21 protein-coding genes are annotated in these 24,571 nt (G+C 64.7%); 12 read left to right on the forward strand and 9 right to left on the reverse strand.

Going from position 1 to position 24,571, the window contains the following annotated elements; all coding sequences use genetic code 11:
• Window positions 1-119: 119 nt before the first annotated feature.
• The 8 genes from ACY8GK_RS17850 to ACY8GK_RS17885 all read right to left on the reverse strand — a co-directional run bounded on the left by ACY8GK_RS17850 (window position 120) and on the right by ACY8GK_RS17885 (window position 10,030).
• Window positions 120-2,042: a PrkA family serine protein kinase gene (locus ACY8GK_RS17850; protein ID WP_196179264.1), complete on the reverse strand. Its 1,923-nt coding sequence runs from the start codon at window positions 2,040-2,042 to the stop codon at window positions 120-122.
• A gap of 284 nt (window positions 2,043-2,326) precedes the next feature.
• Complete coding sequence (gene glpE / locus ACY8GK_RS17855) at window positions 2,327-2,656, reverse strand: thiosulfate sulfurtransferase GlpE (RefSeq protein WP_462401745.1); 330 nt, start codon at window positions 2,654-2,656, stop codon at window positions 2,327-2,329.
• Between the two features lie 12 nt (window positions 2,657-2,668).
• The gene (locus ACY8GK_RS17860; RefSeq protein ID WP_196179260.1) at window positions 2,669-3,535 is read right to left on the reverse strand and encodes a symmetrical bis(5'-nucleosyl)-tetraphosphatase; all 867 of its coding nucleotides are present in this window, start codon (window positions 3,533-3,535) and stop codon (window positions 2,669-2,671) included.
• Window positions 3,535-3,915, reverse strand: coding sequence for a Co2+/Mg2+ efflux protein ApaG (gene apaG, locus ACY8GK_RS17865; protein ID WP_462401746.1), 381 nt, complete (start codon window positions 3,913-3,915; stop codon window positions 3,535-3,537). The genes ACY8GK_RS17860 and apaG overlap by 1 nt, the downstream gene beginning before the upstream one ends.
• Window positions 3,916-4,090: 175 nt before the next feature.
• Complete coding sequence (gene rsmA / locus ACY8GK_RS17870) at window positions 4,091-4,897, reverse strand: 16S rRNA (adenine(1518)-N(6)/adenine(1519)-N(6))-dimethyltransferase RsmA (RefSeq protein WP_196179256.1); 807 nt, start codon at window positions 4,895-4,897, stop codon at window positions 4,091-4,093.
• 3 nt (window positions 4,898-4,900) lie between these two features.
• Entirely contained in the window at window positions 4,901-5,884 is a 984-nt protein-coding gene (pdxA, locus tag ACY8GK_RS17875) for a 4-hydroxythreonine-4-phosphate dehydrogenase PdxA (protein WP_196179254.1), read from the reverse strand.
• Window positions 5,881-7,200: a peptidylprolyl isomerase SurA gene (gene surA / locus ACY8GK_RS17880; protein WP_196179252.1), complete on the reverse strand. Its 1,320-nt coding sequence runs from the start codon at window positions 7,198-7,200 to the stop codon at window positions 5,881-5,883. The genes pdxA and surA overlap by 4 nt, the downstream gene beginning before the upstream one ends.
• Window positions 7,181-10,030, reverse strand: a complete 2,850-nt coding sequence (locus tag ACY8GK_RS17885) for an LPS-assembly protein LptD (protein WP_196179250.1) — start codon at window positions 10,028-10,030, stop codon at window positions 7,181-7,183. The genes surA and ACY8GK_RS17885 overlap by 20 nt, the downstream gene beginning before the upstream one ends.
• Window positions 10,031-10,160: 130 nt before the next feature.
• Here ACY8GK_RS17885 and ACY8GK_RS17890 point away from each other — a divergent pair, with 130 nt between their 5' ends.
• From ACY8GK_RS17890 to ACY8GK_RS17900, 3 genes are read left to right on the forward strand one after another with little or no spacing between them, the layout of a single operon-like run.
• Window positions 10,161-11,186: an aminoglycoside phosphotransferase family protein gene (locus tag ACY8GK_RS17890; RefSeq protein ID WP_462401747.1), complete on the forward strand. Its 1,026-nt coding sequence runs from the start codon at window positions 10,161-10,163 to the stop codon at window positions 11,184-11,186.
• Window positions 11,183-11,854 (forward strand): N-acetylmuramate alpha-1-phosphate uridylyltransferase MurU, encoded by a 672-nt coding sequence (gene murU / locus ACY8GK_RS17895; RefSeq protein ID WP_462401748.1) that lies wholly within the window; start codon window positions 11,183-11,185, stop codon window positions 11,852-11,854. Before ACY8GK_RS17890 ends, murU begins: the two co-directional genes overlap by 4 nt.
• Before the next feature lies 1 nt (window position 11,855).
• Complete coding sequence (locus ACY8GK_RS17900; protein ID WP_462401749.1) at window positions 11,856-12,623, forward strand: TerB family tellurite resistance protein; 768 nt, start codon at window positions 11,856-11,858, stop codon at window positions 12,621-12,623.
• Window positions 12,624-12,632: 9 nt separating this feature from the next.
• Here ACY8GK_RS17900 and ACY8GK_RS17905 read toward each other — a convergent pair whose 3' ends face one another.
• Window positions 12,633-13,628 (reverse strand): alpha/beta hydrolase family protein, encoded by a 996-nt coding sequence (locus tag ACY8GK_RS17905; RefSeq protein WP_462401750.1) that lies wholly within the window; start codon window positions 13,626-13,628, stop codon window positions 12,633-12,635.
• Between the two features lie 95 nt (window positions 13,629-13,723).
• Between ACY8GK_RS17905 and ACY8GK_RS17910 the strand changes: the two genes are divergently transcribed.
• The 9 genes from ACY8GK_RS17910 (at window position 13,724) to trpE (ending at window position 24,534) form a co-directional block, all read left to right on the forward strand.
• On the forward strand, window positions 13,724-16,126 hold the full coding sequence (locus ACY8GK_RS17910; RefSeq protein ID WP_196179240.1) for a PAS domain-containing sensor histidine kinase: 2,403 nt from the start codon (window positions 13,724-13,726) through the stop codon (window positions 16,124-16,126).
• Window positions 16,120-16,752 carry a response regulator gene (locus tag ACY8GK_RS17915; protein ID WP_196179478.1) on the forward strand — a complete coding sequence of 211 codons (633 nt, stop codon included), beginning with the start codon at window positions 16,120-16,122 and terminating at the stop codon, window positions 16,750-16,752. The genes ACY8GK_RS17910 and ACY8GK_RS17915 overlap by 7 nt, the downstream gene beginning before the upstream one ends.
• Before the next feature lie 242 nt (window positions 16,753-16,994).
• Entirely contained in the window at window positions 16,995-18,119 is a 1,125-nt protein-coding gene (locus tag ACY8GK_RS17920) for an ABC transporter ATP-binding protein (RefSeq protein ID WP_230375965.1), read from the forward strand.
• A 41-nt stretch (window positions 18,120-18,160) separates the two neighbouring features.
• A complete protein-coding gene (locus ACY8GK_RS17925) occupies window positions 18,161-19,195 on the forward strand; it encodes an ABC transporter substrate-binding protein (protein ID WP_196179238.1) in 1,035 nt (344 codons plus the stop codon).
• 76 nt (window positions 19,196-19,271) lie between these two features.
• Complete coding sequence (locus tag ACY8GK_RS17930) at window positions 19,272-20,519, forward strand: ABC transporter permease (protein WP_462401751.1); 1,248 nt, start codon at window positions 19,272-19,274, stop codon at window positions 20,517-20,519.
• Window positions 20,520-20,531: 12 nt separating this feature from the next.
• On the forward strand, window positions 20,532-21,359 hold the full coding sequence (locus ACY8GK_RS17935; RefSeq protein WP_196179234.1) for an ABC transporter permease: 828 nt from the start codon (window positions 20,532-20,534) through the stop codon (window positions 21,357-21,359).
• A gap of 131 nt (window positions 21,360-21,490) precedes the next feature.
• Window positions 21,491-22,165 carry a ribulose-phosphate 3-epimerase gene (gene rpe / locus ACY8GK_RS17940; protein WP_196179232.1) on the forward strand — a complete coding sequence of 225 codons (675 nt, stop codon included), beginning with the start codon at window positions 21,491-21,493 and terminating at the stop codon, window positions 22,163-22,165.
• Window positions 22,162-22,980, forward strand: a complete 819-nt coding sequence (locus ACY8GK_RS17945) for a phosphoglycolate phosphatase (RefSeq protein ID WP_196179230.1) — start codon at window positions 22,162-22,164, stop codon at window positions 22,978-22,980. The genes rpe and ACY8GK_RS17945 overlap by 4 nt, the downstream gene beginning before the upstream one ends.
• Window positions 22,981-23,049: 69 nt before the next feature.
• Window positions 23,050-24,534: an anthranilate synthase component I gene (gene trpE, locus ACY8GK_RS17950; protein ID WP_196179228.1), complete on the forward strand. Its 1,485-nt coding sequence runs from the start codon at window positions 23,050-23,052 to the stop codon at window positions 24,532-24,534.
• Window positions 24,535-24,571 lie beyond the last annotated feature (37 nt).

The raw sequence follows: 24,571 nt of genomic DNA on the forward strand, positions 1-24,571 counted from the left end.
GGCTTCAGTGCAGTTGCCAGCTGCAAGCTGCAAGGAAAGCAGGCACCGCTGCCGCAAGGTGCAGCGCAGCCCGTTGGCGGCGCTGGACAACTTGCGGCCTGCGGCTTGCCACTTGCCGCTTATTGCGATTTCCTGACTCGCAGGTACCATTCCGACAGCAGGCGAACCTGCTTGTCGGTGTAGCCACGTTCCACCATCCGGGTAACGAAGTCGTTGTGCTTCTGCTGGTCTTCCTTGCTGGCCTTGGCGTTGAAGCTGATGACCGGCAGCAGGTCCTCGGTATTGGAGAACATCTTCTTCTCGATCACCACGCGCAGTTTTTCGTAGCTCAGCCAGCTCGGGTTCTTGCCGTTGTTGTTGGCGCGGGCACGCAGCACGAAGTTGACGATCTCGTTGCGGAAGTCCTTCGGATTGCTGATGCCGGCCGGTTTCTCGATCTTCTCCAGTTCTTCGTTGAGGGCGATACGATTGAGGATCTCGCCGGTTTCCGGGTCCCGGTATTCCTGGTCCTGGATCCAGAAGTCGGCGTACAGCACGTAGCGGTCGAAGATGTTCTGCCCGTACTCGCTATAGGATTCGAGGTAGGCCGTCTGGATTTCCTTGCCGATGAACTCGATGTAGCGTGGCGCGAGGTATTCCTTGAGGTAGCGCAGGTAGCGTTCGCGAACCTCGGCCGGGAACTGCTCCTGTTCGATCTGCTGTTCGAGCACGTAGAGCAGGTGGACCGGGTTGGCAGCGACTTCGTGCGGGTCGAAGTTGAACACCTTGGACAGGATCTTGAAGGCGAAGCGGGTCGACAGGCCGTTCATGCCTTCGTCGACACCGGCGGCATCGCGGTATTCCTGAATCGACTTGGCCTTGGGGTCGGTGTCCTTGAGGTTCTCGCCATCATAGACGCGCATCTTCGAATAGATGTTGGAGTTCTCCGGCTCCTTCAGGCGCGAAAGCACGGTGAACTGCGCCAGCATCTTGAGCGTATCCGGCGCGCAGTGGGCCTTGGACAGCGAGCTGTTGACCAGCAGCTTGTCGTAGATCTTGATCTCGTCGCTGACGCGCAGGCAGTAGGGCACCTTGACGATGTAGATCCGGTCGATGAAGGCTTCGTTGTTCTTGTTGTTGCGGAAGCTGTGCCACTCCGACTCGTTGGAGTGCGCCAGCAGGATCCCGGAGTAAGGGATGGCGCCGAGGCCTTCGGTACTGTTGTAGTTGCCTTCCTGGGTGGCGGTGAGCAGTGGGTGCAGGACTTTGATCGGCGCCTTGAACATCTCGACGAATTCCATCAGACCCTGGTTGGCCCGGCACAGCGCGCCCGAGTAGCTGTAGGCATCGGCGTCGTTCTGCGGGAATTCCTCGAGCTTGCGGATATCCACCTTGCCTACCAGGGCCGAGATGTCCTGGTTGTTCTCGTCCCCCGGTTCGGTCTTGGCTATGGCGATCTGGTTGAGGATCGAAGGATAGAGCTTGACGACCCGGAACTTGCTGATGTCGCCGCCGAACTCCTGCAGCCGCTTGGTGGCCCAGGGCGACATGATGGTGTTGAGATAGCGGCGCGAGATGCCGTAGTCCTCTTCCAGGATCGCGCCGTCCTCGGCCGCGTTGAACAGGCCCAGCGGCGACTCGAAGACTGGCGAGCCCTTGATGGCGTAGAAGGGTACCTTCTCCATCAATTGCTTGAGCTTTTCCGCCAGCGATGACTTGCCGCCGCCCACCGGACCCAGGAGGTAGAGGATCTGCTTCTTCTCCTCGAGGCCCTGGGCAGCGTGCCGGAAGTACGACACGATCTGTTCGATGCATTCTTCCATGCCATGGAAGTCGGCGAAGGCTGGATAGCGGCGTATCACCTTGTTCGAAAAGATTCGCGACAACCTGGGGTCGGTCGAGGTATCGACCAGTTCGGGCTCGCCGATGGCCATCAACAGGCGTTCTGACGCCGAAGCGTAGGCACTGCGGTCCGCCTTGCAGAGTTCGAGATACTCCTGCAACGAGAGTTCTTCCTGGCGCGTTGACTCGAAACGTTGTTGGAAGTGGCTAAAAATACTCATGACGTCACCTCGCTCGATACGTGGAGCCGACGCCGGATCATTCAGCTGATGCTGGCATGCAGACGGCTTTGCCGCCTGCTGTAAACCCCCCAGAACACCCGTGGAAACCTTACCGATGACCCGCGCGCCGGTGTACCGGCTCTCCCCTTTCTTGGATGGCCTGGGCTTAAGGATAGTTGGTTATCGCAGAGGTCAAGGGCGCAAGGCCCGCGGGTTACACGCAAGCGGTCTTCAGCTGCGGTTGCAGCCCGCGAAGGACGCGGGCTGCAGGGGAAATGAAAAATTTATTCGGAGCGCTCCTGGGCGGTTTCCGCGGGGTAGGTGGCGCGCCAGAGTTCGAAGCCGCCATCGAGGCTGTAGACGTCGGAAAAGCCCTGGTTGACCAGGTAGGCCGCGGCGCTCTGGCTGGAATTGCCGTGATAGCAGACCACCAGGGTGGGCGCGTCGAGGTCCGCGTTGCGGATGAAATCGCCCACCGAGTGGTTGTCCAGGTGGACCGAGCCGCTGATGTGCCCGGCGGCAAAAGCTTGTGGGTCGCGAATGTCGACCACGACCGCGCCTTGCTCGCGCAGGGTCCGGGCCTGTTCGGGGGAGATACGCTTGAATTCGCTCATGAGGGGGTTCCTTCAGGATGACGCTTTCGGGCTGGTGGTTGGCGTCGATGGGCGTGGGGTGCCATGTTCGGTGCATTCGCAGCGGTGGTACTCGCCCGTATCGACATTGTAGAGCGTCATGGCGCCACCCCAGACACAGCCGGTGTCGAGGGCGACGACGCCAGGTTCGGCAACCCGGCCTTCCAGGGCGGCCCAGTGACCGAAGATGATCTTCACGTGGCGTGCCCGGCGCCCGCTGTGGGCGAACCAGGGCTTGTAGCCTTTCGGTGCGCTCCCGAGCCCTTCCTTGCTCTTGAGGTCGAGCTTGCCTTCGATGGTGCAGAAGCGCATGCGGGTGAAGTAGTTGGTGATCACTCGCAGACGTTCGATGCCGGTCAGGTGCTTGCTCCACTTGTTCGGCTCGTTGCCATACATGCCGTCCAGGTAGGGCTTGAGGCGCGTGTCATCGCGCAGCACCTGCTCGACCTCGGCGGCCAGTTCCAATGCCTTGCCCAGCGTCCACTGCGGCGGGATACCGGCATGCACCATGGCCACGCCCAGAGCCTCGTCGTAATGCAGCAACTTCTGTTGGCGCAGCCAGTCGAGCAACAGGTGGGCATCCGGCGCCTCGAGCACCTCGCGTAGCGTGTCGCCTTTCTTGAGACGCTCGACGTCATGCCAGGCCGCCAGCAGATGCAGGTCGTGGTTGCCCAGCACGCATACCAGCGAGTGCCGGATGGAGTAGAGATAGCGCAAGGTTTCCAGCGACTCCGGCCCACGATTGACCAGGTCGCCGACGAGCCACAGACGGTCCACCGCTGGATCGAAGCGGACCCGTTCCAGCAAGCACTTGAGCGGTTGCAGGCAACCTTGCAGGTCGCCGACCGCATAGACCGCCATCAGTGCAGGGCTCCGGGAACGGCCAGCCGGAATGGCGCGATGGTGGCGGCGAAGCGCTGACCATCCTCGGCCTGCATTTCATAGCTGCCTTGCATGACGCCCACGTGGGTGGCGAGGATGGCACCGCTGGTGTAGGTATGGCTGCCGCCAGGCTCTATGACCGGCTGCTGGCCGACCACGCCCTCGCCACGCACTTCCTCGACCTCGCCATTGCCATTGGTGATCAGCCAATGACGTGACATCAGGCGCGCCTTGAGCGAGCCGCGGTTGTTGATCGTGATGGTATAGGCGAAGGCGTAGCGATCGTTGTCGAAATCGGATTGTTCGTTGAGATAGTGGGTCACGACGCTGACGTCGATCTGATAGCGAGGATCGGACATGCAAGGGGCCTTGGACAAGCGGACGCGGATACGGCTGTTTCCGCAGTCTAGGTCATTGGCGGGGGGATAGGCCAGCGGTGGCGGCAAACAAGCGGGGCAATGGACAGGCAGCGACAGCGGCGTGCCGTTCGATCCTCGCTGCCGACCATGCCTGCGGCAGCGAGGGTGCGAACGATCAGGCCAGGCTGGAACGCTCGGCCAGCTGGTCGGCCAGGCGCACGAAGGCCGCCAGGTCGAGCTGTTCGGGCCGCAGGCTGCCATCGACGCCTGCCGCCTCGATGGCTTGGCCGTCGAGCAGGCCCTTGAGGGTGTTGCGCAGGGTCTTGCGCCGCTGGTTGAAGGCCTCGCGGACGATGCGTTCCAGCAGGGCGGGGTCCTTGGCCGGATGGGGCAAGGTTTCATGCGGCACCAGGCGGACGATGGCAGAATCGACCTTCGGTGGCGGGTTGAACGCACCGGGCCCGACATTGAACAGGTGGTCGACGCGACAGTGGTACTGCACCATGATCGACAGGCGACCCCAGTCCCCTCCACCGGGCCCGGCGGCCAGGCGCTCGACCACTTCCTTCTGCAGCATGAAATGCATGTCGCGGATCAGCGAGGCGTGCTGCAGGAGGTGGAAGATCAGCGGCGTGGAGATGTTGTAGGGCAGGTTGCCGACCACCTTGAGGCTGCGCGGCGCAACGCCGAGCTGGTTGAAGTCGAACTTCAACGCATCGCCCTGATGCAGGCGGAAGTTGTCACGCAGGCCGAACCGGTGTTGCAGGACAGGCACCAGGTCCTTGTCCAACTCCACGACGTCCAGCTGTGCGCCGCTGCCAAGCAGGCCTTCGGTCAGGGCGCCCTGGCCTGGCCCGATTTCCAGCAGATGTTCGCCGGGCTTGGCATTGATCGCCCGCAGGATACGGTCGATGATCCCGGCGTCGTGCAGGAAGTTCTGCCCGAAACGCTTGCGCGCCCGGTGTTGGTAGTGCTCGTTCATTGATCAGCTCTCGGCCATCTGGTAGGCGGTTTCCAGCGCGACCTGCAGGCTGCCGGTGTCGATCCTGCCACTGCCGGCCAGGTCGAGCGCGGTGCCGTGATCGACCGAGGTGCGGATGATCGGCAGGCCCAGGGTCACATTGACCGCGGCGCCGAAGCCTTTGTACTTGAGTACGGGCAGACCTTGGTCATGGTACATCGCCAGCACCGCGTCGCAGTGCTCCAGGTATTTGGGGGTGAACAGGGTATCGGCCGGCAGGGGACCGCGCAGGTCGATGCCTTCGGTGCGCAGGCGTTCCAGGGTCGGCTCGATGATGTCGATTTCCTCGCGGCCCAGGTGTCCGCTCTCGCCGGCATGCGGGTTGAGGCCGCAGACCAGGATGCGCGGCTGGGCGATGCCGAACTTGCCCCGCAGGTCGGCATGCAGGATGCGCGTCACGCGTTCCAGTCGCTCTGCCGTGATGGCCTCGGCGACCTCGCGCAAGGGCAGGTGAGTCGTCACCAGCGCCACGCGCAACCCGCGGGTCGCCAGCATCATCACCACTTGCTCGGTGTGGGTCAGCTCGGCAAGGAATTCGGTATGGCCGCAGAACGCGATGCCGCTTTCGTTGATCACACCCTTGTGCACGGGGGCGGTGATCATCCCGGCAAAATGACCATCCAGGCAGCCTTGCCCGGCGCGGGTCAAGGTTTCCAGGACGAAGCGGCCATTGGCCTTGTCCAGTTGCCCAGGCACCACCTTGGCGGCCAGTGGCGTATCCCAGACATATAGGCTGCCTGCCGGTGCCGGCCGTTCGGGCCAGGCAGCCGGGCCGACCGGCAGCAGCCCGATCGCCAAGCCCAGCTGCGCGGCCCGCTCGGCGAGCAGGTCACGGCTGGTGATGGCGATCAGGACATGGGGTTGGGCCTGGCGGGCCAGCAGCAGGCACAGGTCTGGACCTATGCCGGCTGGCTCGCCGGGAGTAACGGCGAAGCGCAGGGCCTTCACTGGGCGGCCTGGTCGGCGCCAGGCAGCTTGATCTCGACGTAGGCTTCGTCGCGGATCTGGCGTAGCCAGCTCTGCAGCTCTTCGTCGTACTTGCGATTGCGCAATACGTTGAGGGCTTGCTGTTCGCGTGCCTGCTCGGTGCTGTCGGTGGCACGGCGGCCCAGCACTTCCAGCACGTGCCAGCCGTACTGGGTGCGGAACGGACGGGTCACTTCGCCCTGCGCGGCGTTGGCCATCTGCTCGCGGAACTCCGGCACCAGGCTGTTGGGATCGACCCAGTTCAGATCGCCGCCATTGAGCGCCGAGCCTGGGTCTTCCGAGAAGCTCTTGGCCAGTTCGGCGAAGTCCTCGCCGTTCCTGATGCGCTCGTAGAGGCGCTCGGCGAGCTGCTTGGTCGCCTCGTCGCTGCGGATCTCGCTGGGCTTGATCAGGATGTGGCGAACGTGGACTTCGTCACGCAGCACGTTGGTCGCGCCACCACGCTTCTCCTCGAGCTTGAGGATGATGAAACCATTGGGGATGCGGATCGGCTGGGTGATGTCGCCCGGCGTCATGCTGCTGAGCAGCTTGGCGAAGTCCGGTGGCAGCTGGCCGGCCTTGCGCCAGCCCATCTCGCCGCCTTCGAGGGCGTTCTCGCTGGCCGAGCGGGCGATGGCCAGTTGGCCGAAGTCGGCGCCCTGCCTGAGTTGCTGATAAACCTCGCCCGCTTGCCGCGCCGCCGCCTTGATGGTGTCCGAGTTGGCGCTTTCCGGCGTCGGGATGAGGATGTTGGCCAGGCGGAACTCCTCCGACAGCTGCATCTTGCCCAGGTCCGAGGCGAGGAAGTTCTTCACCTCCTGTTCCGAGACCTGGATGCGCTCGGCCACGCGACGCTGGCGCACCCGGCTGATGATCATCTCGCGCTTGACCTGCTCGCGGGCATCGTCGAACGACAGGCCATCGTGGGCCAGCGCGGCGCGGAACTGTTCCAGGGACATGCCGTTGCGCTGGGCAATGGTGGCCATGGCCTGGTTGAGTTCCTCATCGGTGATGCGGATGCCGGAGCGTTCGCCGATCTGCAGTTGCAGGTTCTCGACGATCAGGCGTTCGAGCACCTGCTGCTGCAGGGCACCGGCTGGTGGTGCGCCACCGCCGCGCTTGGCGATGGTCTGCTGCACCTCGCGGGTACGCTGGTCCAGCTGGCTTTGCATGACCACGTCGTTGTCGACGATGGCTACCACGCGGTCCAGCGGTTGCACCGCGGCATGCACCGCGCCACTCAGCATTGCGACGCCCAGCAGCGCTGGGCGCAGTCGATCAATAAGCTTGCTCTTCACGTTCGCGGTAACCTTGAATGCCTTGGTCGAGGAAGGATTCGACCTTGTTGCCCACGACGCCGCCGAGGCCCTTGAGCACGATCTGCAGGAAGACGCCATGGTCGCCTTTCTCGTTCTGCGGGACAGCCTGGCTGAAGTCGTCGTAGTCGATCCAGTAACGGTTGATCAGGCGCAGCTTCCAGCAGCAGTTGTCGTACTCGAAGCCACCGAAGGCTTCCAGGGTACGGTTGCGGTTGTAGTCGTGCTGCCAGCGAGCGATCGCGGTCCACTGGGGTACGATCGGCCACATGACCGAGAAGTCATGCTGCTGGATCTTGTAGTAGTCCTTGATGTAGTTCGGGTCGCCCGGGGTGCCGTAGTCGCCACCATTGACTTTCCATCTACCCGTCAGCGAATCGTAGATGACCATGTCGTTGCGGTAGCGATAGCCGAGGTTGACCACCTTGTTGGGGTTGTCTTCGGGCTGGTAGTGGAACATCGCGCTGCCCGAGCGGGTGCTATGGCTATCCGGGTCCCAATTGAAGTCGGAGCTGAAGCGCCAGTCACGGTTGAAGGCATATTCGTACTCCAGGGCATATGGCGAGACGTCCGACCTGGCGCCATGTCGGTCGCGGTAGTCGATGCCGGGCAGCTGGACCTTGCGATCCTTGAAGTACAAAGCCTGGCCGAAGCTGACGCGCTGGCGCTGGAAGCCGTTGTCCTCGATCCAGCGACTGGTCACGCCCAGCGACAGCTTGTTCTCGTCGCCGATGCGGTCGACGCCGGAGAAGCGGTTGTCGCGGAACAGCGAGGCGTAGCTGAAGGTGTATTCACTGGTGTCGAAGACCGGAATGTCCTTCTGGTCCTTGTACGGGACATACAGATAGAACATTCGCGGCTCGAGGGTCTGGCGATAGTTGGTACCGAACAGCTGGGTGTTGCGGTCGAAGTACAAGCCGCTGTCGACGCTAAAGATCGGCACGTTGCGTGTCACGCTGCTGCTGTAGCTGCCATAGGCCGGATCGGCAGCCTCCGCGATCGCCTGCGCCTTGCCCTGGCTGTCCAGGTCAAGGTCGTAGTTGGTATAGACGTACTTCAGCTTCGGCGTGACGAAGCCGTAGCTGGACTGCATCGGCAGGCTGATGGCTGGCGCCACGTTCAGGCGCGTGCCATTGGCGCGTGCGATGCCAGTAACGCCTTCGTCGATACGGCGGCCGCCGATGACGTTGCCTGCTGCATCTCGTACGTAACCGAGGGAACCATCCGGCAGGCCATCCTCGTTGAATACCAGATCGTCCTTGAGGTCACGCTCGAAGCGTACTGCCTCGGTCTCGTAGCTGAGGTCCAGCCCGCCTGGATGGTAGGGCAGCATTCCATCGAAGGTGATCTGCGGCAGCCTGTCGTACGGTGTGATCTGCGAAATGGTGGCCATTTCATAGGCGTGCAGGTTGAGTCGAGCGGTGTAGGAGTCGCCGCGCCAGGTAAGTGCGCCTTGCTGGTCCAGCGCATCCTTGTCTTCCACCCCGATCTGGTCGGACTCCAGGTCTTGGAAGTAGAACGGGTCGCTGATGTCGGTGTAGTTCACCTCGGTCATCAGGCGTTCGTCCAGGCCGCCCTTGTGCTGCCAGTTGACCATCCAGCGCTGATCCTCGTAGTCAGTCTGGTCCTTGCGGTCGTCGTTCCTGTCATTCAGGTAGGCACCACCGAGCTGGCCCTCGCTGGACTGGGTCAGGTAGCGGAACTCGCCTTCCATCAGCAGCCCGCGCTTGGTCATGTAGCGCGGGTACAGGGTGGCGTCGTAGTTGGGCGCCAGGTTGAAGTAGTACGGCGTGACCAGCATGAAGCCGGTGTCGCTGCTGGTGCTGAACGACGGCGGCAGGAAGCCGGACTGACGACGATCGTCGATCGGGAAGTAGATATAGGGTGTGTAGAACACCGGAATATTCTTGACCCGCAGGGTGACGTTGGTCGCGGTGCCGAATCCGGTGGCCGGGTTCAGCGTGATGTTGTTGCCCTTGAGCTGCCAGGCGTTGCTGTTCGGCTCGCAGGTGGTGTAGGTACCGTCCTTGAGGCGAATGATCGCGTTCTCGGCGCGCTTGGCGTACAGGGCGCTGCCGCGGATGCGCGACTTGTGCATCACGTACTCGGCGTTGTCGACCTGCGCCTCGCCGGTATCGAGCTGGATCTCGGCCTGGTCGCCGACGACCAGCGAACCGTTGTCGCGCAGCTTGACGTTGCCCTTGAGCTCGCCGCGGTTCTCGGCCTGGTACAGGTTGGCCTCGTCGGCCTCGACCTGCATGCTGCCCTGGCGCATGACCACGTCGCCGGCGAGGGTGGCGATCTGCTGCTCCTGCTGGTAGCGCGATACCTTGGCGTTCAGGTAGGTCGGCGACTCGTCCTTGGGCGTGCTGTCGTTCATGCCGGGGCGCACGGGCTCGATGTAGGCACCGCCGCAATACGGGCCGGTCTCGGCTAGCTGGGCCGGGGTGAGCTTCTCGCGTGGCACCCAGTCCAGGTGGCTGTAGTCTTCGCTGCGCGATTTCAGGCCACGGCCCTTGCTTTCGGTGACCAGCACCGGACGCGGTTCGGCCTCGCCGGGGGCTGCGCTGTCGGCCGAGGCGGCCGCCGAGCCGCCGCTCGATGCCGCGGCGGCACCTTCGTGCACCGGGCGCGGGGGCAGGTTGCCGACGGCGTTCTTGGGCTTGCAGTCCCAGCCTCCGGAGGCGGACACTTGGCAGTCGAACTGCTCGGCAGCCACCACGTACGGCGTGGCCAGAGGTTGCAGCGCCAGCAGGCCGCCAGTCACCAGCAACGGGAACTTTCTACGAAACGCGGGGGATTTCAATGCCATCTTATTAGTCCGGGCTTCCTGCGTGCCATCTGCCCGCGTGTGGGGCCGCACGCCTCTCGATGGTCTGAAAAAGATGCTGGATAATAAAGCATGACCCGCTTGACGGCTAGGGCCGTCGGAGACCCACGCAATGCCCGATCATGATGTACGCCTGCAACAACTGACTCACTGGCTCGACGACCAACTGCGCCTGCTGTACGTACGGCAAGGCTGGGGCGCGGTGCCCCGGGGCGAGCTGAGCCCGGCCAGCAGCGACGCCAGTTTCCGTCGCTACTTCCGCTGGCACGCCGAGGGGCGCAGCTTCGTGGTCATGGACGCGCCGCCACCGCAGGAGAATTGCCGACCGTTCGTCGAGATCGATCATCTGCTGGCCAGTGCCGGGGTGAACGTGCCGGCCATTCATGCCCAGGACCTGGAACGCGGCTTCCTGCTGCTGGGCGACCTGGGGCGCCAGACTTACCTGGAAGTCATCGACCCGGACAACGCCGACGCGCTGTTCGCCGATGCCATCGATGCCCTGCTGGCATTTCAGCGGCTGCCCCTCGATGGGCCGCTGCCAAGCTACGACGTGGCATTGCTGCGGCGCGAGCTCGAGCTGTTCCCCGAGTGGTATGTGGGCCGCGAACTGGGCCTGGTGCTGGATGCGTCGCAGCAGGTTGCCTGGCGCCGCATCAGCGCACTGCTGATCGACAGCGCCCTGGCCCAGCCCAAGGTGCTGGTTCATCGCGATTTCATGCCACGTAACCTGATGCATGGCAGCCCCAATCCTGGTGTGCTGGACTTCCAGGATGCGGTCTACGGGCCAGTCACCTACGACATCACCTGCCTGTTCAAGGACGCCTTCCTCAGCTGGCCGCAGGCGCGGGTCGAAGGCTGGCTGCGCGACTACTGGACCAAGGCCCAGGCCGCCGGCATCCCGGTGCAGGCCGAGTTCGAGACATTCCTGCGCGCCAGCGACCTAATGGGCGTGCAACGCCATCTCAAGGTGATCGGCATCTTCGCCCGGATCTGTCATCGTGACGGCAAGCCGCGCTACCTGGGCGACGTGCCGCGCTTCTTCGCCTATATCGAGGAGGTGCTGGGCCGGCACGCCGATCTGGCCGAGCTCGGCCAGCTGATCGCCGAACTGCACGCGGCGGCGGGGAAGCGCCCATGAGGGCGATGATCCTCGCCGCCGGCAAGGGCGAGCGCATGCGGCCGCTGACCTTGCACACGCCCAAGCCGCTGGTGCCGGTGGCAGGCGTGCCGCTGATCGAGTATCACCTGCGCGGCCTGGCTGCGGCGGGCTTCGACGAAGTGGTGATCAACCACGCATGGCTCGGCCAGCAGATCGAGGATCATCTCGGTGACGGTAGACGTTGGGGGTTGCGGATCCGCTATTCGCGGGAGAGCGAACCGCTGGAAACCGGCGGCGGCATCTTCCAGGCCCTGCCATTGCTCGGCCAGGCGCCGTTCCTGCTGGTCAACGGCGATGTCTGGACTGATTACGACTTCAACCGTCTGCGCAGGCCGCTGTCGGGGCTGGCGCATCTGGTCCTGGTGGATAATCCGGCGCATCACGCCCAAGGCGACTTCCACCTGCGCGAGGGCAAGGTCGTCGATGCCGCCGGGCAGGCCGGCAGCCTGACCTTCAGTGGCCTGTCGTTGCTTGATCCGGGGCTGTTCGGGCAGTGCACGGCCGGTGCGTTCAAGCTGGCGCCACTGCTGCGCGCGGCGATGGCCGAAGGCAAGGTGAGCGGCGAGCGCCACGATGGCCGCTGGGTGGATGTCGGCACCCTGGAGCGCCTGGCCGAGGCCGAGCGCTTGCTGACGGGGAGCGCCTAGCATGTGGTGGCCAGGCACGCTGCTTGGCGCTGGGGCCGGCTTCGCCATCGCCAGCATCCCTGGCGCGTTGCTCGGGGCCTTGCTTGGCCAGGCCCTGGACCGGCGTCTGCGCGTGCAGGGTTGGGACGACCTGCGCGAGCGCCTGGCCGGGCGCGCCCCACTGGCTGACGATGAGCTGCTGTTCGTGCTGCTCGGACGCCTCGCCAAGAGTGATGGACGGATCAGCGAAGCGCACATCCGCCAGGCTCGCCAGGAGATGGCCCGGCTGGACATGGACGAGCCGGGCCGCCGCAAGGCGATCGCGGCCTTCAACCGTGGCAAGCAGGGCAAGGACCGTCTAGCCCATCACCTGCGCCACCTGCGCCAGCAGCCGCATGCGGCCGAGGGCACGGTGCGTGCCTGCTGGCGGATGATCTGGGCTGATGGCTCGGCTGGCCAGCGCGAGCGCGACCTGCTGCTCGACTGGGGGCAGCAGCTGGGCCTGCAGCGGGTCCAGGTGCAGCGGCTGGCGCGCGAGTACGAGCCCCACAGGCCCGAGCTGAAGCCGGGCACCAGCCTGACCTATGTGACAGCGCTGCGCCTGCTAGGCATATCGGAAGAGTCCAGCGCCCTGCAGGTCAAACAAGCCTATCGACGCCTGCTCAGCCAGCATCATCCGGACAAACTGGTCGGTAGCGGTGCCAGCGAGGCCCGCGTGCGCGAGGCGACAGAGCGCACGCGGGACCTGCACCAGGCCTACGCGCTGGTGCGTACGCGGCGCGGCTTCTGAGCGCTGCCTTCAGTTGCTGCCCTGCGGGCTCAGCCAGCCGCGCACGCGACGCAGCAGCTGTTCCTGCTCGGCTGCCGTGTTGCCTGGCATGGCGATCAGCAGCAGTTGACGATACTGACTGTCCTTCTGCCGCTTGCTGGCCTGCAGGCGCTGCTGGGCGGCGCGGCGGTCCTGCTCGCGGGTGGCATAGTAGATATCGGCGGTCGGCACCTTGAGCGTCGGCGCCAGGGCTTCGAGGTCATGTTCGACCCGGGCCGGTGTCTGGGCCGAGATCATCACCAGCTTGCGCACCTGCGCCGGCTGTCGTTCGCTCAGGTAGCGGGCCGCCCAGTATGCCCCGCTGCCATGGCCCAGCAGCACGATACTGCGTGTGCCTTGTTGCTCGGCGAACGCCAGCGCCGCATCGAGACGGGCGAAGATGCGCGCGGCATCGGCCTGGTCACTGCTATCGCTGGCGTCCACCGCATCGGTGCTGTCGGCGACGTCGGCCTGCGCGGCGGTCGCCTGGGCGACATTGGCATTGGCATCGGCGGGCGTGTCCTTGGCCGGAGCGCTTTCCCCGGGCGCGGCGGCCGGCGTGGTGGGCGTCGGCGCGCGTGCCTGGGGCGCGTCAGTCAGCAGGTCGGGCAGCGACAGGCTCAAGGTATGCCAGCCGACATCGGGAAACTTGCGTCGCAACGGACCGACGGTGGTTGGCCAGTCGGCCGTTTCCCCGGCACCTGGCACGATAACCAGCACCCCTTGTGGCTCGCTGGTATTGGCAGGTTTCCACAGGGCAAGGAAGCTTTCCTCGCCCGCCTGGAGCATCTGCTGCTCGGCCTTGGGCAGCAGGCGCTCCAGTGCCTGGGCCTGCGTCTGGCTGCGCTCGGGCAGAGGTGGCTGGAGCGCCTGCGGGGCAGGAGGCGCCTCGGCTGCTGGCGGTTGCTCCTGGGCAGCCTGGAGCGGCGGAGAAATCATTGCGCAGAGGCAGAAGAAAGCCTGCGCCGTGCGATAGAGTGTGGACATGGAGCTCCCCAGAGCCGGAATGTTACCGGCAGCCTAATCGTATTTCCCATCGTCGGCCACGCTGGATGGCCGCGTTTGCCAGGATGAGCATATAGATGAAGCGAGTGCGTTGCCTGTGGCTCATCGGCTGGTTGTGCCTGCCCCTGGCCGCCTTGGCCAAGACCGAGGCGCCACCTTCGGTGGCGCTGGAACCTGCGCAGCAGCGATGGCTCGACGCGCACCGTCACCTGCGCGTCGGGTTGGTGCTGCAAGCACCCTATGCCCAGCTCGACCGTCGCCTGCAGCAGTTGTATGGCGCCAACGTGGAACTGGTCAGCTGGCTTGCGCAAGCGCTGCGGCTGGACCTGAGCTGGCGCAACTTCCCCGACCAGGCGGCGCTGGAGCGCGCCTTGCAGGCGGGCGAGATCGACTTCGCGCCTGGCTTGACGCAGACTCCGGCCAGCCTGCGGCTCTGGTCGTTCAGCGATCCTTACATGCGCGTGCCGCGATTGGTGGTCACACGGCGCAGCGGCACGCTGACGGTGGATCTGGAAAGGCTCGGCGCCGATCAGCGCGTGGCCGTGCGCACGCCCGGCACGCTGGCCGACCATCTCCATGGCAATTACCCCAACCTCCACCTGCACGGCGTGGCCGACGAGCGCCAAGCCCTGCAATCGGTATCAAGTGGGCAGGCGAGCTATGCCGTGCTCGACGAAGCCCAGCTGGGTCGATTGTCACGCGAGAACGACTTCGCCGACCTGGCAGTGGTCGGCGATCTGGGATTGCCCCGGTTGTTGCGCCTGGGTTCACGGCGCGACTGGCCGGTACTGGCCGAGGTTCTGGAGCGGGGTTTGCAAGCCATGCCCAGCAAAGTGCTTGAGCAGATTCACCAGCGCTGGCTGCGGCCGCAACATCCGCGACCAGGAGAATCGAGCGGCCTGTGGCGGAACCTGGCGTTGCTGCTGGGCATGCTGCTGCTAGGCGCGTTGGTCACGCTGTCCTGGCAACGCCGGCAGCTTCGCCAGGTCGAGCGGCATCTGCTGGCCACGCGCGAGCAGCTGGTCGAGCGGCAAGCACGCGAGCAAGCGCTGCGCCTGAGCCAGTTTTCCATCGACCAGAACACGGTCGGTATCTTCTGGGTCAACTGGGACAGCCATGTGCGCTATGCCAACCGGGCGGCCGAACACATGCTCGGCTATGCCGAAGGAGAGCTGCTGGACCGGCCGTTCAGGGACTTCGATGCCGGCCTGGACATGGACCGCTGGGTCGAATTGTGGAATCGGGCGCGCAGCGAGAGTGGGCGCGCCGAACATTTCGAAAGTCAGTGTCGCCGGATCGACGGCCAGCGCCTGCCAGTCGACCTGTCGTTGAGTTTCCTGCGCTTTCGCGACGCCGAATACCTGGTGGTGTTCATGACCGATGTCAGCGAACGGCGCCAGGCGATGGAAGCCGTGCGGGAAAGCGAGGCAAGGCTCAAGGGCATCGCTGGCAACGTGCCGGGGCTGGTGTTCCGGCTGGAGCCGTCCCCGGTCGAAGGCGACCTGGAGTTCTCCTACGTCAGTGCCGGCAGCGAAGCGCTGGTCGGCTATGCGCCAGCAGCCATCCAGCATCCGGACATGGGCCTGCGCAACCTGGTCCACCCCCAGGACCGGGCGGACTACCACAAGGTCCAGGATCTTGCCTTGGCCACTGGCCAGGACTGGGCCTGGCAGGGGCGCATCCTGACCCGCCAGGGCGAACAGCGCTGGGCCGACATCAAGGCCAGCAGCCGCCGACTGGCCGACGGCCGGGTGGTCTGGGACGGGATCGTCTGGGACATCACCCAAGGCAAGCGCGCGGAGTTGGCGTTGGCGCGTTCCCAGGAACAGCTGCGCGAGCTGTCGGCGCACCTGGAGAGCGTGCGCGAGGAAGAAAAGGCGCGGATCGCCCGGGAAGTGCATGACGAGCTGGGGCAGATGCTGACCGTGCTCAAGCTCGAAGTCTCGATGTGCGAGCTGGCCTATGCCGGGCTCGATCCGGGGCTGCACGAGCGGCTGGGCAGCATGAAGCGGCTGATCGCCCAGCTGTTCCAGCTGGTGCGCGATGTGGCGACGGCCTTGCGCCCACCTATCCTGGATGCCGGCATCGCCTCGGCCATCGAATGGCAGGCGCGGCAATTCGAGGCGCGCACGCAGATCCCTTGTCTGGTGCAAGTACCTGACAATCTGCCAGCATTGAGCGATGCCAAGGCCACCGGGCTGTTCCGGATCCTGCAGGAGGCGCTGACCAATGTCATGCGCCATGCTCGGGCGCATACGGTGCAGATCGAACTGGCACGCCGGGACGGTCTTCTGCGGATGACGGTGATCGACGATGGCGTGGGCTTCAGCGCCACCCAGGCGCGACCGACCTCCTTCGGCCTGGTTGGCGTGCGTGAGCGGGTGCTGATGCTCGGTGGCAGCATGCTGCTGGAAAGCGAGCCGGGCGAGGGCACCAGCCTGAGCGTGGCGATACCCCTGGAACAGGAGAAAGGATCTTGATTCGAGTGCTGGTGGCCGAAGACCATACGATCGTTCGCGAAGGCATCAAGCAATTGATCGGCCTGGCGAAGGACATGCAGGTGGTGGGTGAGGCGGGCAATGGCGAGCAGGTGCTCGAAGCCTTGCGCCATACAGCCTGCGAAGTGGTGCTGCTGGACATCTCCATGCCCGGTGTGAGCGGCCTGGAAGCAATCCCGCGCATCCGCGCGCTGAACCATCCGCCAGCGATCTTGATGCTGTCCATGCACGACGAGGCGCAGATGGCGGCGCGGGCGCTCAAGGCCGGAGCGGCAGGTTATGCGACGAAAGACAGCGACCCGGCGCTGCTGCTCACGGCGATCCGCCGCGTGGCCGGCGGCGGGCGCTACATCGATCCGGCCCTGGCGGACCGCATGGTCTTCGAAGTCGGGCTGACCGAGACCCGGCCTTTGCACACGTTGCTTTCGGAGCGCGAATTCTCGGTCTTCGAGCGTCTTGCCCAGGGCGCCAACGTCAACGACATCGCCCAGCAACTGGCGCTGAGCAGCAAGACCATCAGCACCCACAAGGCGCGGCTGATGCAGAAGCTGAAGGTCAACTCGCTGGCGGAACTGGTCAAGTATGCCATGGAGAACAGGCTGGTCTGAGCTGCAAGCGGCAAGCGGCAAGCTGCAAGCTGCAAGCTGCAAGCTGCAAGCGGGACTGTGTCGCTTTGCACGATCTTGCTTGCGGCCTGCCGCGCTTGCCTGAAAGCGACATGGCTGTAGGGCGATTCCTACAGAAAATCTTCCAGCGGGATGAGGGTATTCTCTCAGGCGCACCGATTTTCCCTTCCCAGCAGCTTCTCTAGTCTTTGCCTACCGCAGTCACCCAACAAGAAGGTACAGGTATGAGCGAGGCGATTTCCAAGGCCGCGGGCGGCGAGACGCTGGTCAGCTTTCGTGGTGTGCAGAAGAGCTATGATGGCGAATCGCTGATCGTCAAGGACCTCAACCTGGACATCCGCAAGGGTGAGTTCCTGACCTTGCTCGGACCTTCGGGGTCCGGCAAGACCACCAGCCTGATGATGCTGGCCGGCTTCGAGACGCCGACCGCCGGCGAGATCCAGTTGGCCGGCCGCTCGATCAACAACGTGCCGCCGCACAAGCGCGACATTGGCATGGTGTTCCAGAACTATGCCTTGTTTCCGCACATGACGGTCGCGGAAAACCTGGCGTTTCCCCTGACCGTCCGTGGCTTGGGCAAGGCCGATATCGACGAGCGGGTCAAGCGGGTGCTGGGCATGGTCCAGCTCGACGCCTTCGCCAGGCGCTATCCCGGGCAGCTGTCCGGTGGCCAGCAGCAGCGCGTCGCCCTGGCCCGGGCGCTGGTCTTCGAACCGCAGCTGGTACTGATGGACGAGCCACTGGGTGCGCTCGACAAGCAGCTGCGCGAGCACATGCAGATGGAGATCAAGCATATCCATCAGCGACTGGGCGTGACGGTGGTCTACGTGACCCATGACCAGGGCGAGGCGCTGACCATGTCCGACCGGGTCGCGGTATTCCACCAGGGCGAGATACAGCAGATCGCCGACCCCCGCACCTTGTATGAAGAGCCGGGCAACACCTTCGTCGCCAACTTCATCGGCGAGAACAACCGCCTCAACGGCACCTTGCTGGCCCAGGCCGGCGACCGCTGTCAGGTGCAGCTGGCCCGTGGCGAGCGGGTCGAGGCCCTGGCCATCAACGTCGGCGAGGCCGGTGACCCGGTGACGGTTTCGATCAGGCCCGAACGGGTACGCCTCAACGGTCACGGCGAGCACTGCGCCAACCGTTTCTCGGGACGGGTAGCCGAATTCATCTATCTGGGCGACCACGTACGTGTGCGCCTGGAAGTCTGTGGCAAGGCCGACTTCTTCGTGAAGCAGCCGATCGCCGAGCTGGACCCGGCATTGGCCGTGGGCGACGTGGTACCGCTTGGCTGGGAGGTGGAGCATGCCCGCGCGCTCGATCCGATCGCCGAGGCCCACTGAAGGCCTGCTTCACCAACCCCTGTAGCGTGGAGAAAACAATAATGCACAAGCAGCTGAAAATGACCGCCCTGGCCCTCGGCCTGCTCGCCGCCGGCCAAGCCGTGGCGGCGGACCTCACCGTGGTGTCGTTCGGTGGGGCGAACAAGGCAGCCCAGGTCAAGGCCTTCTACGAACCTTGGGAAAAGGCCGGTAATGGCAAGATCGTCGCCGGCGAATACAACGGCGAAATGGCCAGGATCAAGGCCATGGTCGACACCAACAGCGTGTCCTGGAACCTGGTGGAAGTCGAATCGCCGGAGCTGGCGCGGGGATGTGACGAGGGCTTGTTCGAAGAGCTCGATCCAGCCCTCTTCGGCGATGAAGCCGACTATGTGCCTGGTGCCATCCAGCCTTGCGGGGTCGGCTTCTTCGTCTGGTCGACGGTGCTGGCCTACAACGCCGACAAGCTCAAGAGCGCGCCCACCAGCTGGGCGGATTTCTGGGATACGCAGAAATTCCCTGGCAAGCGTGGCCTGCGCAAGGGCGCCAAGTACACCCTGGAGTTCGCCCTGATGGCCGATGGCGTGGCCCCGAAGGAAGTCTACAAGGTGCTGGCGACCAAGGAGGGGCAGGATCGCGCCTTCAAGAAACTCGACGAGCTCAAGCCGAACATCCAGTGGTGGGAGGCCGGCGCCCAGCCGCCGCAATACCTGGCCTCGGGGGATGTGGTCATGAGCTCGGCGTACAACGGCCGCATCGCTGCCGTGCAGAAGGAGAGCAATCTCAAGGTGGTGTGGAACGGTGGCATCTATGACTTCGATGCCTGGGCCATTCCCAAGGGCGCCAAGCAGGCCGAGCAGGCGCGCAAGTTCATCGCCTACACGGTCGAGCCGCAGCAGCAGAAGGTCTACTCCGAGAACATCGCCTATGGGCCGGCCAACACCAAGGCGGTGGCGCTGTTGTCCGACCAGGTCAAGCAGGACATGCCGACCACGCCGCAGAACATCGCCAACCAGGTACAGATCGACGTGACGTTCTGGGCTGACAACAGCGAGCAGCTGGAACAACGCTTCAACGCCTGGGCCGCGCGCAAGTAAGCCGTCCCGAGGGAGCCTCGGCCCGTGTCAGGCGACCGGGCCGGGGCCTTCTGTTCTTCAGCATTCGGAGTTCGCCATGGCCATCGCAGTGCCCCTCAACGAAGGCGCAGGTCCCAACCTCAAGCAGCGGCTCAAGCGCGCCGAGCGGGTCAACCGCTGGAAGGCCCAGGCCCTTATCGCGCCCCTGGCGCTGTTCCTGTTGCTGGTATTCCTGGTGCCGATCGCCGCGCTGTTGTACAAGAGCGTCGGCAACCCGGAAGTGGTCGCCGGCCTGCCACGCACGGTCGAAATCCTGGCGCAGTGGGATGGCAAGGGCCTGCCCGACGAGCAGGCCTACCGGGCCCTCGGCCAGGACCTGGCCGAGGCTCGCCGCAACCAGACCCTGGGCGATCTTTCCAAGCGCCTGAACATGGAGCTGGCCGGCTATCGCAGCCTGCTGGCCAAGACCGCGCGGGCACTGCCGTTCAAGAGCGAGCCGAGCGCCTACAAGGAAGCTCTGCAGACGCTGGACGAGCGCTGGGGCGATCCTGCCTACTGGCAGGCCATCCGCCGCAATACCAGCAGCGTCACCCCGTTCTACCTGCTGGCGTCGCTCGACCATCGCATCGATGACCTGGGCGAGTTGGCCAGGGCCACGCCCGACCAGGCCATCTACCTGGACATCTTCACCCGCACCCTGTGGATGGGCGCGGTGATCACCGGAATCTGCCTGCTGCTGGCCTACCCGCTGGCGTACCTGCTGGCCAACCTGCCGACCCGCCAGGGCAACCTGCTGATGATCCTGGTATTGCTACCGTTCTGGACTTCGATCCTGGTACGGGTGGCAGCCTGGATCGTGTTGCTGCAGTCGGGCGGCCTGATCAACAGCGCCCTGCTGGCCCTGGGCATCATCGACCAGCCGCTGGAGCTGGTGTTCAACCGTACCGGTGTCTATATCTCGATGGTGCATATCCTTCTGCCGTTCATGATCCTGCCGCTGTACAGCGTCATGAAGGGCATCTCGCCAAGCTACATGCGCGCGGCCATCTCGCTGGGCTGCCACCCGTTCGCCAGCTTCTGGCGGGTCTACTTCCCGCAGACCTACGCCGGCATCGGCGCCGGTTGCCTGCTGGTGTTCATCCTGGCCATCGGCTACTACATCACCCCGGCGCTGCTCGGCAGCCCGAACGACCAGATGGTCAGCTACTTCGTCGCCTTCTACACCAACACCAGCATCAACTGGGGCATGGCCACTGCCTTGGGTGGGCTGCTGCTGCTGGCGACCGTGCTGCTTTACCTGATCTATAGCTGGCTGGTCGGTGCCAGCCGCCTGCGCCTGAGCTGAGGAGCCGTCGCCATGTCCAGTCCATACATGTCGCCCATCGAGCGGGCCTGGTTCTACGGCCTGCGCATCCTCTGCGGCCTGGTACTGCTGTTCCTGGTACTGCCGGTGCTGGTGATCGTGCCGCTGTCGTTCAACAGCGGCAGCTTCCTGGTCTATCCACTGCAAGGCTTCTCGCTGCAGTGGTACCAGGACTTCTTCGGCTCCGCGGAATGGATGCGGGCATTGAAGAACAGCATCATCGTCGCCCCGGCGGCCACCGTGCTGGCCATGGTGTTCGGCACCCTGGCCGCCATCGGCCTGACCCGCGGCGAGTTCCCCGGCAAGTCGTTGGTGATGGCGCTGGTCATCTCGCCGATGGTGGTCCCGGTGGTGATCATCGGGGTGGCCAGCTACCTGTTCTTCGCGCCGCTGGGGCTGGGCAACAGCTTCGCTTCGCTGATCCTGGTGCATGCCGTGCTCGGCGTGCCATTCGTCATCATCACCGTGTCGGCCACCTTGCAGGGCTTCAACTACAACCTGGTGCGCGCGGCGGCCAGCCTCGGTGCTTCGCCGTTGCTGGCGTTTCGCCGGGTGACCTTGCCACTGATCGCGCCTGGGGTGATCTCCGGGGCGCTGTTCGCCTTCGCCACGTCCTTCGACGAAGTGGTGGTGACGCTGTTCCTCGCCGGCCCCGAGCAGGCTACCTTGCCACGGCAGATGTTCAGCGGAATTCGCGAGAACCTCAGCCCGACCATCGCCGCGGCGGCGACCTTGTTGATCGCGTTCTCGGTAGTGCTGCTGCTGACCCTGGAGTGGCTGCGCGGGCGCAGCGAGAAACTGCGCACGCAGCAGCCTGGCTGAAGGCGATGGAAGGGGCCCGTGCCGCCAAGGCGGCGCGGGCCCATGCCCTATTGCAATGGGTTGATGCCAATCAGCCCGGATCCATTCGGCTGGGGTACAATGCGCCTCACCGTGATTTCCAAAGGTGCGCCATGCAGCCCTACGCTATTGCCCCCTCCATCCTCTCCGCCGACTTCGCCCGCCTGGGCGAGGACGTCGACAAGGTACTGGCCGCCGGGGCCGACATCGTCCATTTCGACGTGATGGACAACCACTACGTGCCCAACCTGACCATCGGCCCGATGGTCTGCAGCGCGCTGCGCAAGTACGGAGTCACCGCGCCGATCGACGTGCACCTGATGGTCAGCCCGGTCGATCGCATCATCGGCGACTTCGTCGAGGCAGGCGCCACCTACATCACCTTCCATCCGGAAGCGACCCAGCATGTCGATCGCTCCTTGCAGCTGATCCGCGACGGTGGCTGCAAGGCGGGCCTGGTCTTCAACCCGGCGACCGGCCTGGACGTGCTCAAGTACGTCATGGACAAGGTCGACATGGTCCTGCTGATGAGCGTCAACCCAGGCTTCGGCGGACAGAAGTTCATTCCCGGTACCCTGGACAAGCTGCGCGAGGCCCGTGCGTTGATCGATGCCAGCGGACGTGACATCCGCCTGGAAATCGACGGCGGGGTCAACGTTCACAACATCCGCAAGATCGCCGCTGCCGGTGCCGATACCTTCGTGGCCGGCTCGGCGATCTTCAATGCCCCGGACTACCAGGCCGTGATTGCCCAGATGCGCGACGAACTGGCCCAGGCCCGTCCATGAGCGGCTTCGAGCAGCTGTTCCCGGGGACGCTGCCGAAGCTGGTGATGTTCGACCTGGACGGTACCTTGATCGACTCGGTGCCGGATCTGGCCGCCGCGGTGGACAAGATGCTGCTCGCCATGGGGCGTCCTGCCGCCGGCCTGGACGCGGTGCGTCACTGGGTCGGCAACGGTGCCCTGGTGCTGGTGCGTCGCGCGCTGGCCGGTGGCCTGGAGCACGCGCAAGTCGACGATGCCCTTGCCGAGCAGGGCCTGGAGCTGTTCATGCAGGCCTATGCCGAGCACCATGAGCTGACTACTCTCTATCCCGGCGTGGCCGATACGCTGCGCTGGCTGGGCGAGCAGGGCGTGGAAATGGCCCTGATCACCAACAAGCCCGAGCGCTTCGTCGGGCCTTTGCTCGACCAGATGAAGATCGGCCGATATTTTCGCTGGATCATCGGCGGGGACACCCTGGCGCAGAAGAAGCCCGACCCGGCCGCCTTGCTGCTGGTGATGAAGATGGCTGGTGTCGACGCCTCGCAGTCGCTGTTCGTCGGTGACTCGCGCAGCGACGTGCTGGCTGCCAAGGCCGCTGGAGTGAAATGCGTGGGCCTGAGCTATGGCTACAACCATGGCCGGCCGATCGACGAAGAATCGCCCAGCCTGGTCATCGACGACCTGCGCGCGCTGGTGCCCGGTTGCTTAGTCACCGACACTGGGATAACGTTGGCGCATCTTCAAGCCTCACAAGACAGAGAGTCCAACGTGGCGGTCACCGGCAAATTCTGGATGAAGGTCATCAAGGCCCTGGCCCGTTGGCGCTGGCGAGCCTGACTCCTGCCCGCCGGCGCCGAGCCGGCCCGTCCGTTTGCCCGACTTCTACTGCTTGCCACGAGGCTACCCATGACCCGCGAAGAATTCCTGCGCCTGGCCGCTGCCGGCTACAACCGCATTCCCCTCGCCTGCGAAATCCTGGCCGATTTCGACACGCCGCTGTCGATCTACCTCAAGCTGGCCGACCAGCCCAACACCTACCTGCTCGAATCCGTCCAGGGTGGCGAGAAGTGGGGTCGTTACTCGATGATCGGCCTGCCGTCGCGTACCGTGCTGCGCGTGCATGACCATCACGTCAGCATCCTGCAGGATGGCGAGCAGATCGAGAGCCACGACGTGGAAGACCCGCTGGCCTTCGTCGAAAGCTTCAAGGACCGCTACAAGGTCGCCGACATCCCCGGCCTGCCACGCTTCAACGGTGGCCTGGTGGGCTATTTCGGCTATGACTGCGTGCGCTATGTCGAGACCCGTCTGGGCAAGTGCCCGAATCCGGATCCGCTGGGCGTACCGGACATCCTGCTGATGGTTTCCGACGCCGTGGTAGTGTTCGACAACCTGGCGGGCAAGATGCACGCCATCGTGCTGGTCGACCCGAGCCAGGCACAGGCGTTCGAGCAGGGACAGGCGCGGCTGCAGGGCCTGCTGGCCCAGCTGCGCGAGCCGATCGCAGCGCGCCCCGGCCTGGAGCTGGGCGGGCCGCAGGCTGCCGAGCCAGCCTTCCGCTCCAGCTATACTCGCGACGACTACGAGCGGGCAGTCGACACCATCAAGGAGTACATCCTGGCCGGCGACTGCATGCAGGTGGTGCCATCCCAGCGCATGTCGATCGACTTCGAGGCCGCGCCGATCGACCTGTACCGGGCGCTGCGCTGTTTCAATCCGACGCCGTACATGTACTTCTTCAACTTCGGTGACTTCCATGTGGTCGGCAGCTCGCCGGAAGTGCTGGTGCGGGTCGAGGACAACCTGGTCACCGTGCGACCGATCGCCGGCACTCGCCCACGTGGCGCGACCGAAGAAGCCGACCGCGCCCTGGAGCAGGACCTGCTGTCGGACCAGAAGGAAATCGCTGAGCACCTGATGCTCATCGACCTGGGCCGCAACGACACCGGCCGGGTTTCCGAGACCGGCAGCGTGCGTCTGACCGAGAAGATGGTAATCGAGCGTTATTCCAACGTGATGCACATCGTGTCCAACGTCACCGGCCAGTTGCGCCACGGACTGACTGCCATGGACGCGTTGCGGGCGATCCTGCCGGCCGGCACGCTGTCCGGGGCGCCGAAGATCCGCGCCATGGAGATCATCGACGAGCTCGAGCCGGTCAAGCGTGGCGTCTATGGCGGCGCGGTCGGCTACCTGGCGTGGAATGGCAACATGGACACCGCCATCGCCATCCGTACCGCGGTGATCAAGGATGGCGAGCTGCACGTGCAGGCGGGCGGCGGCATCGTCGCCGACTCGGTGCCGGCGCTGGAGTGGGAGGAAACCATCAACAAGCGCCGTGCCATGTTCCGTGCCGTGGCCCTCGCCGAACAGAGCTTGCGCAAGCCCTGATCGCTGTGCTGCCCAGGTCAGGCTGCCGACCAAGCGG

The sequence above is a fragment of the Pseudomonas sp. Marseille-QA0332 genome, assembly GCF_054950175.1.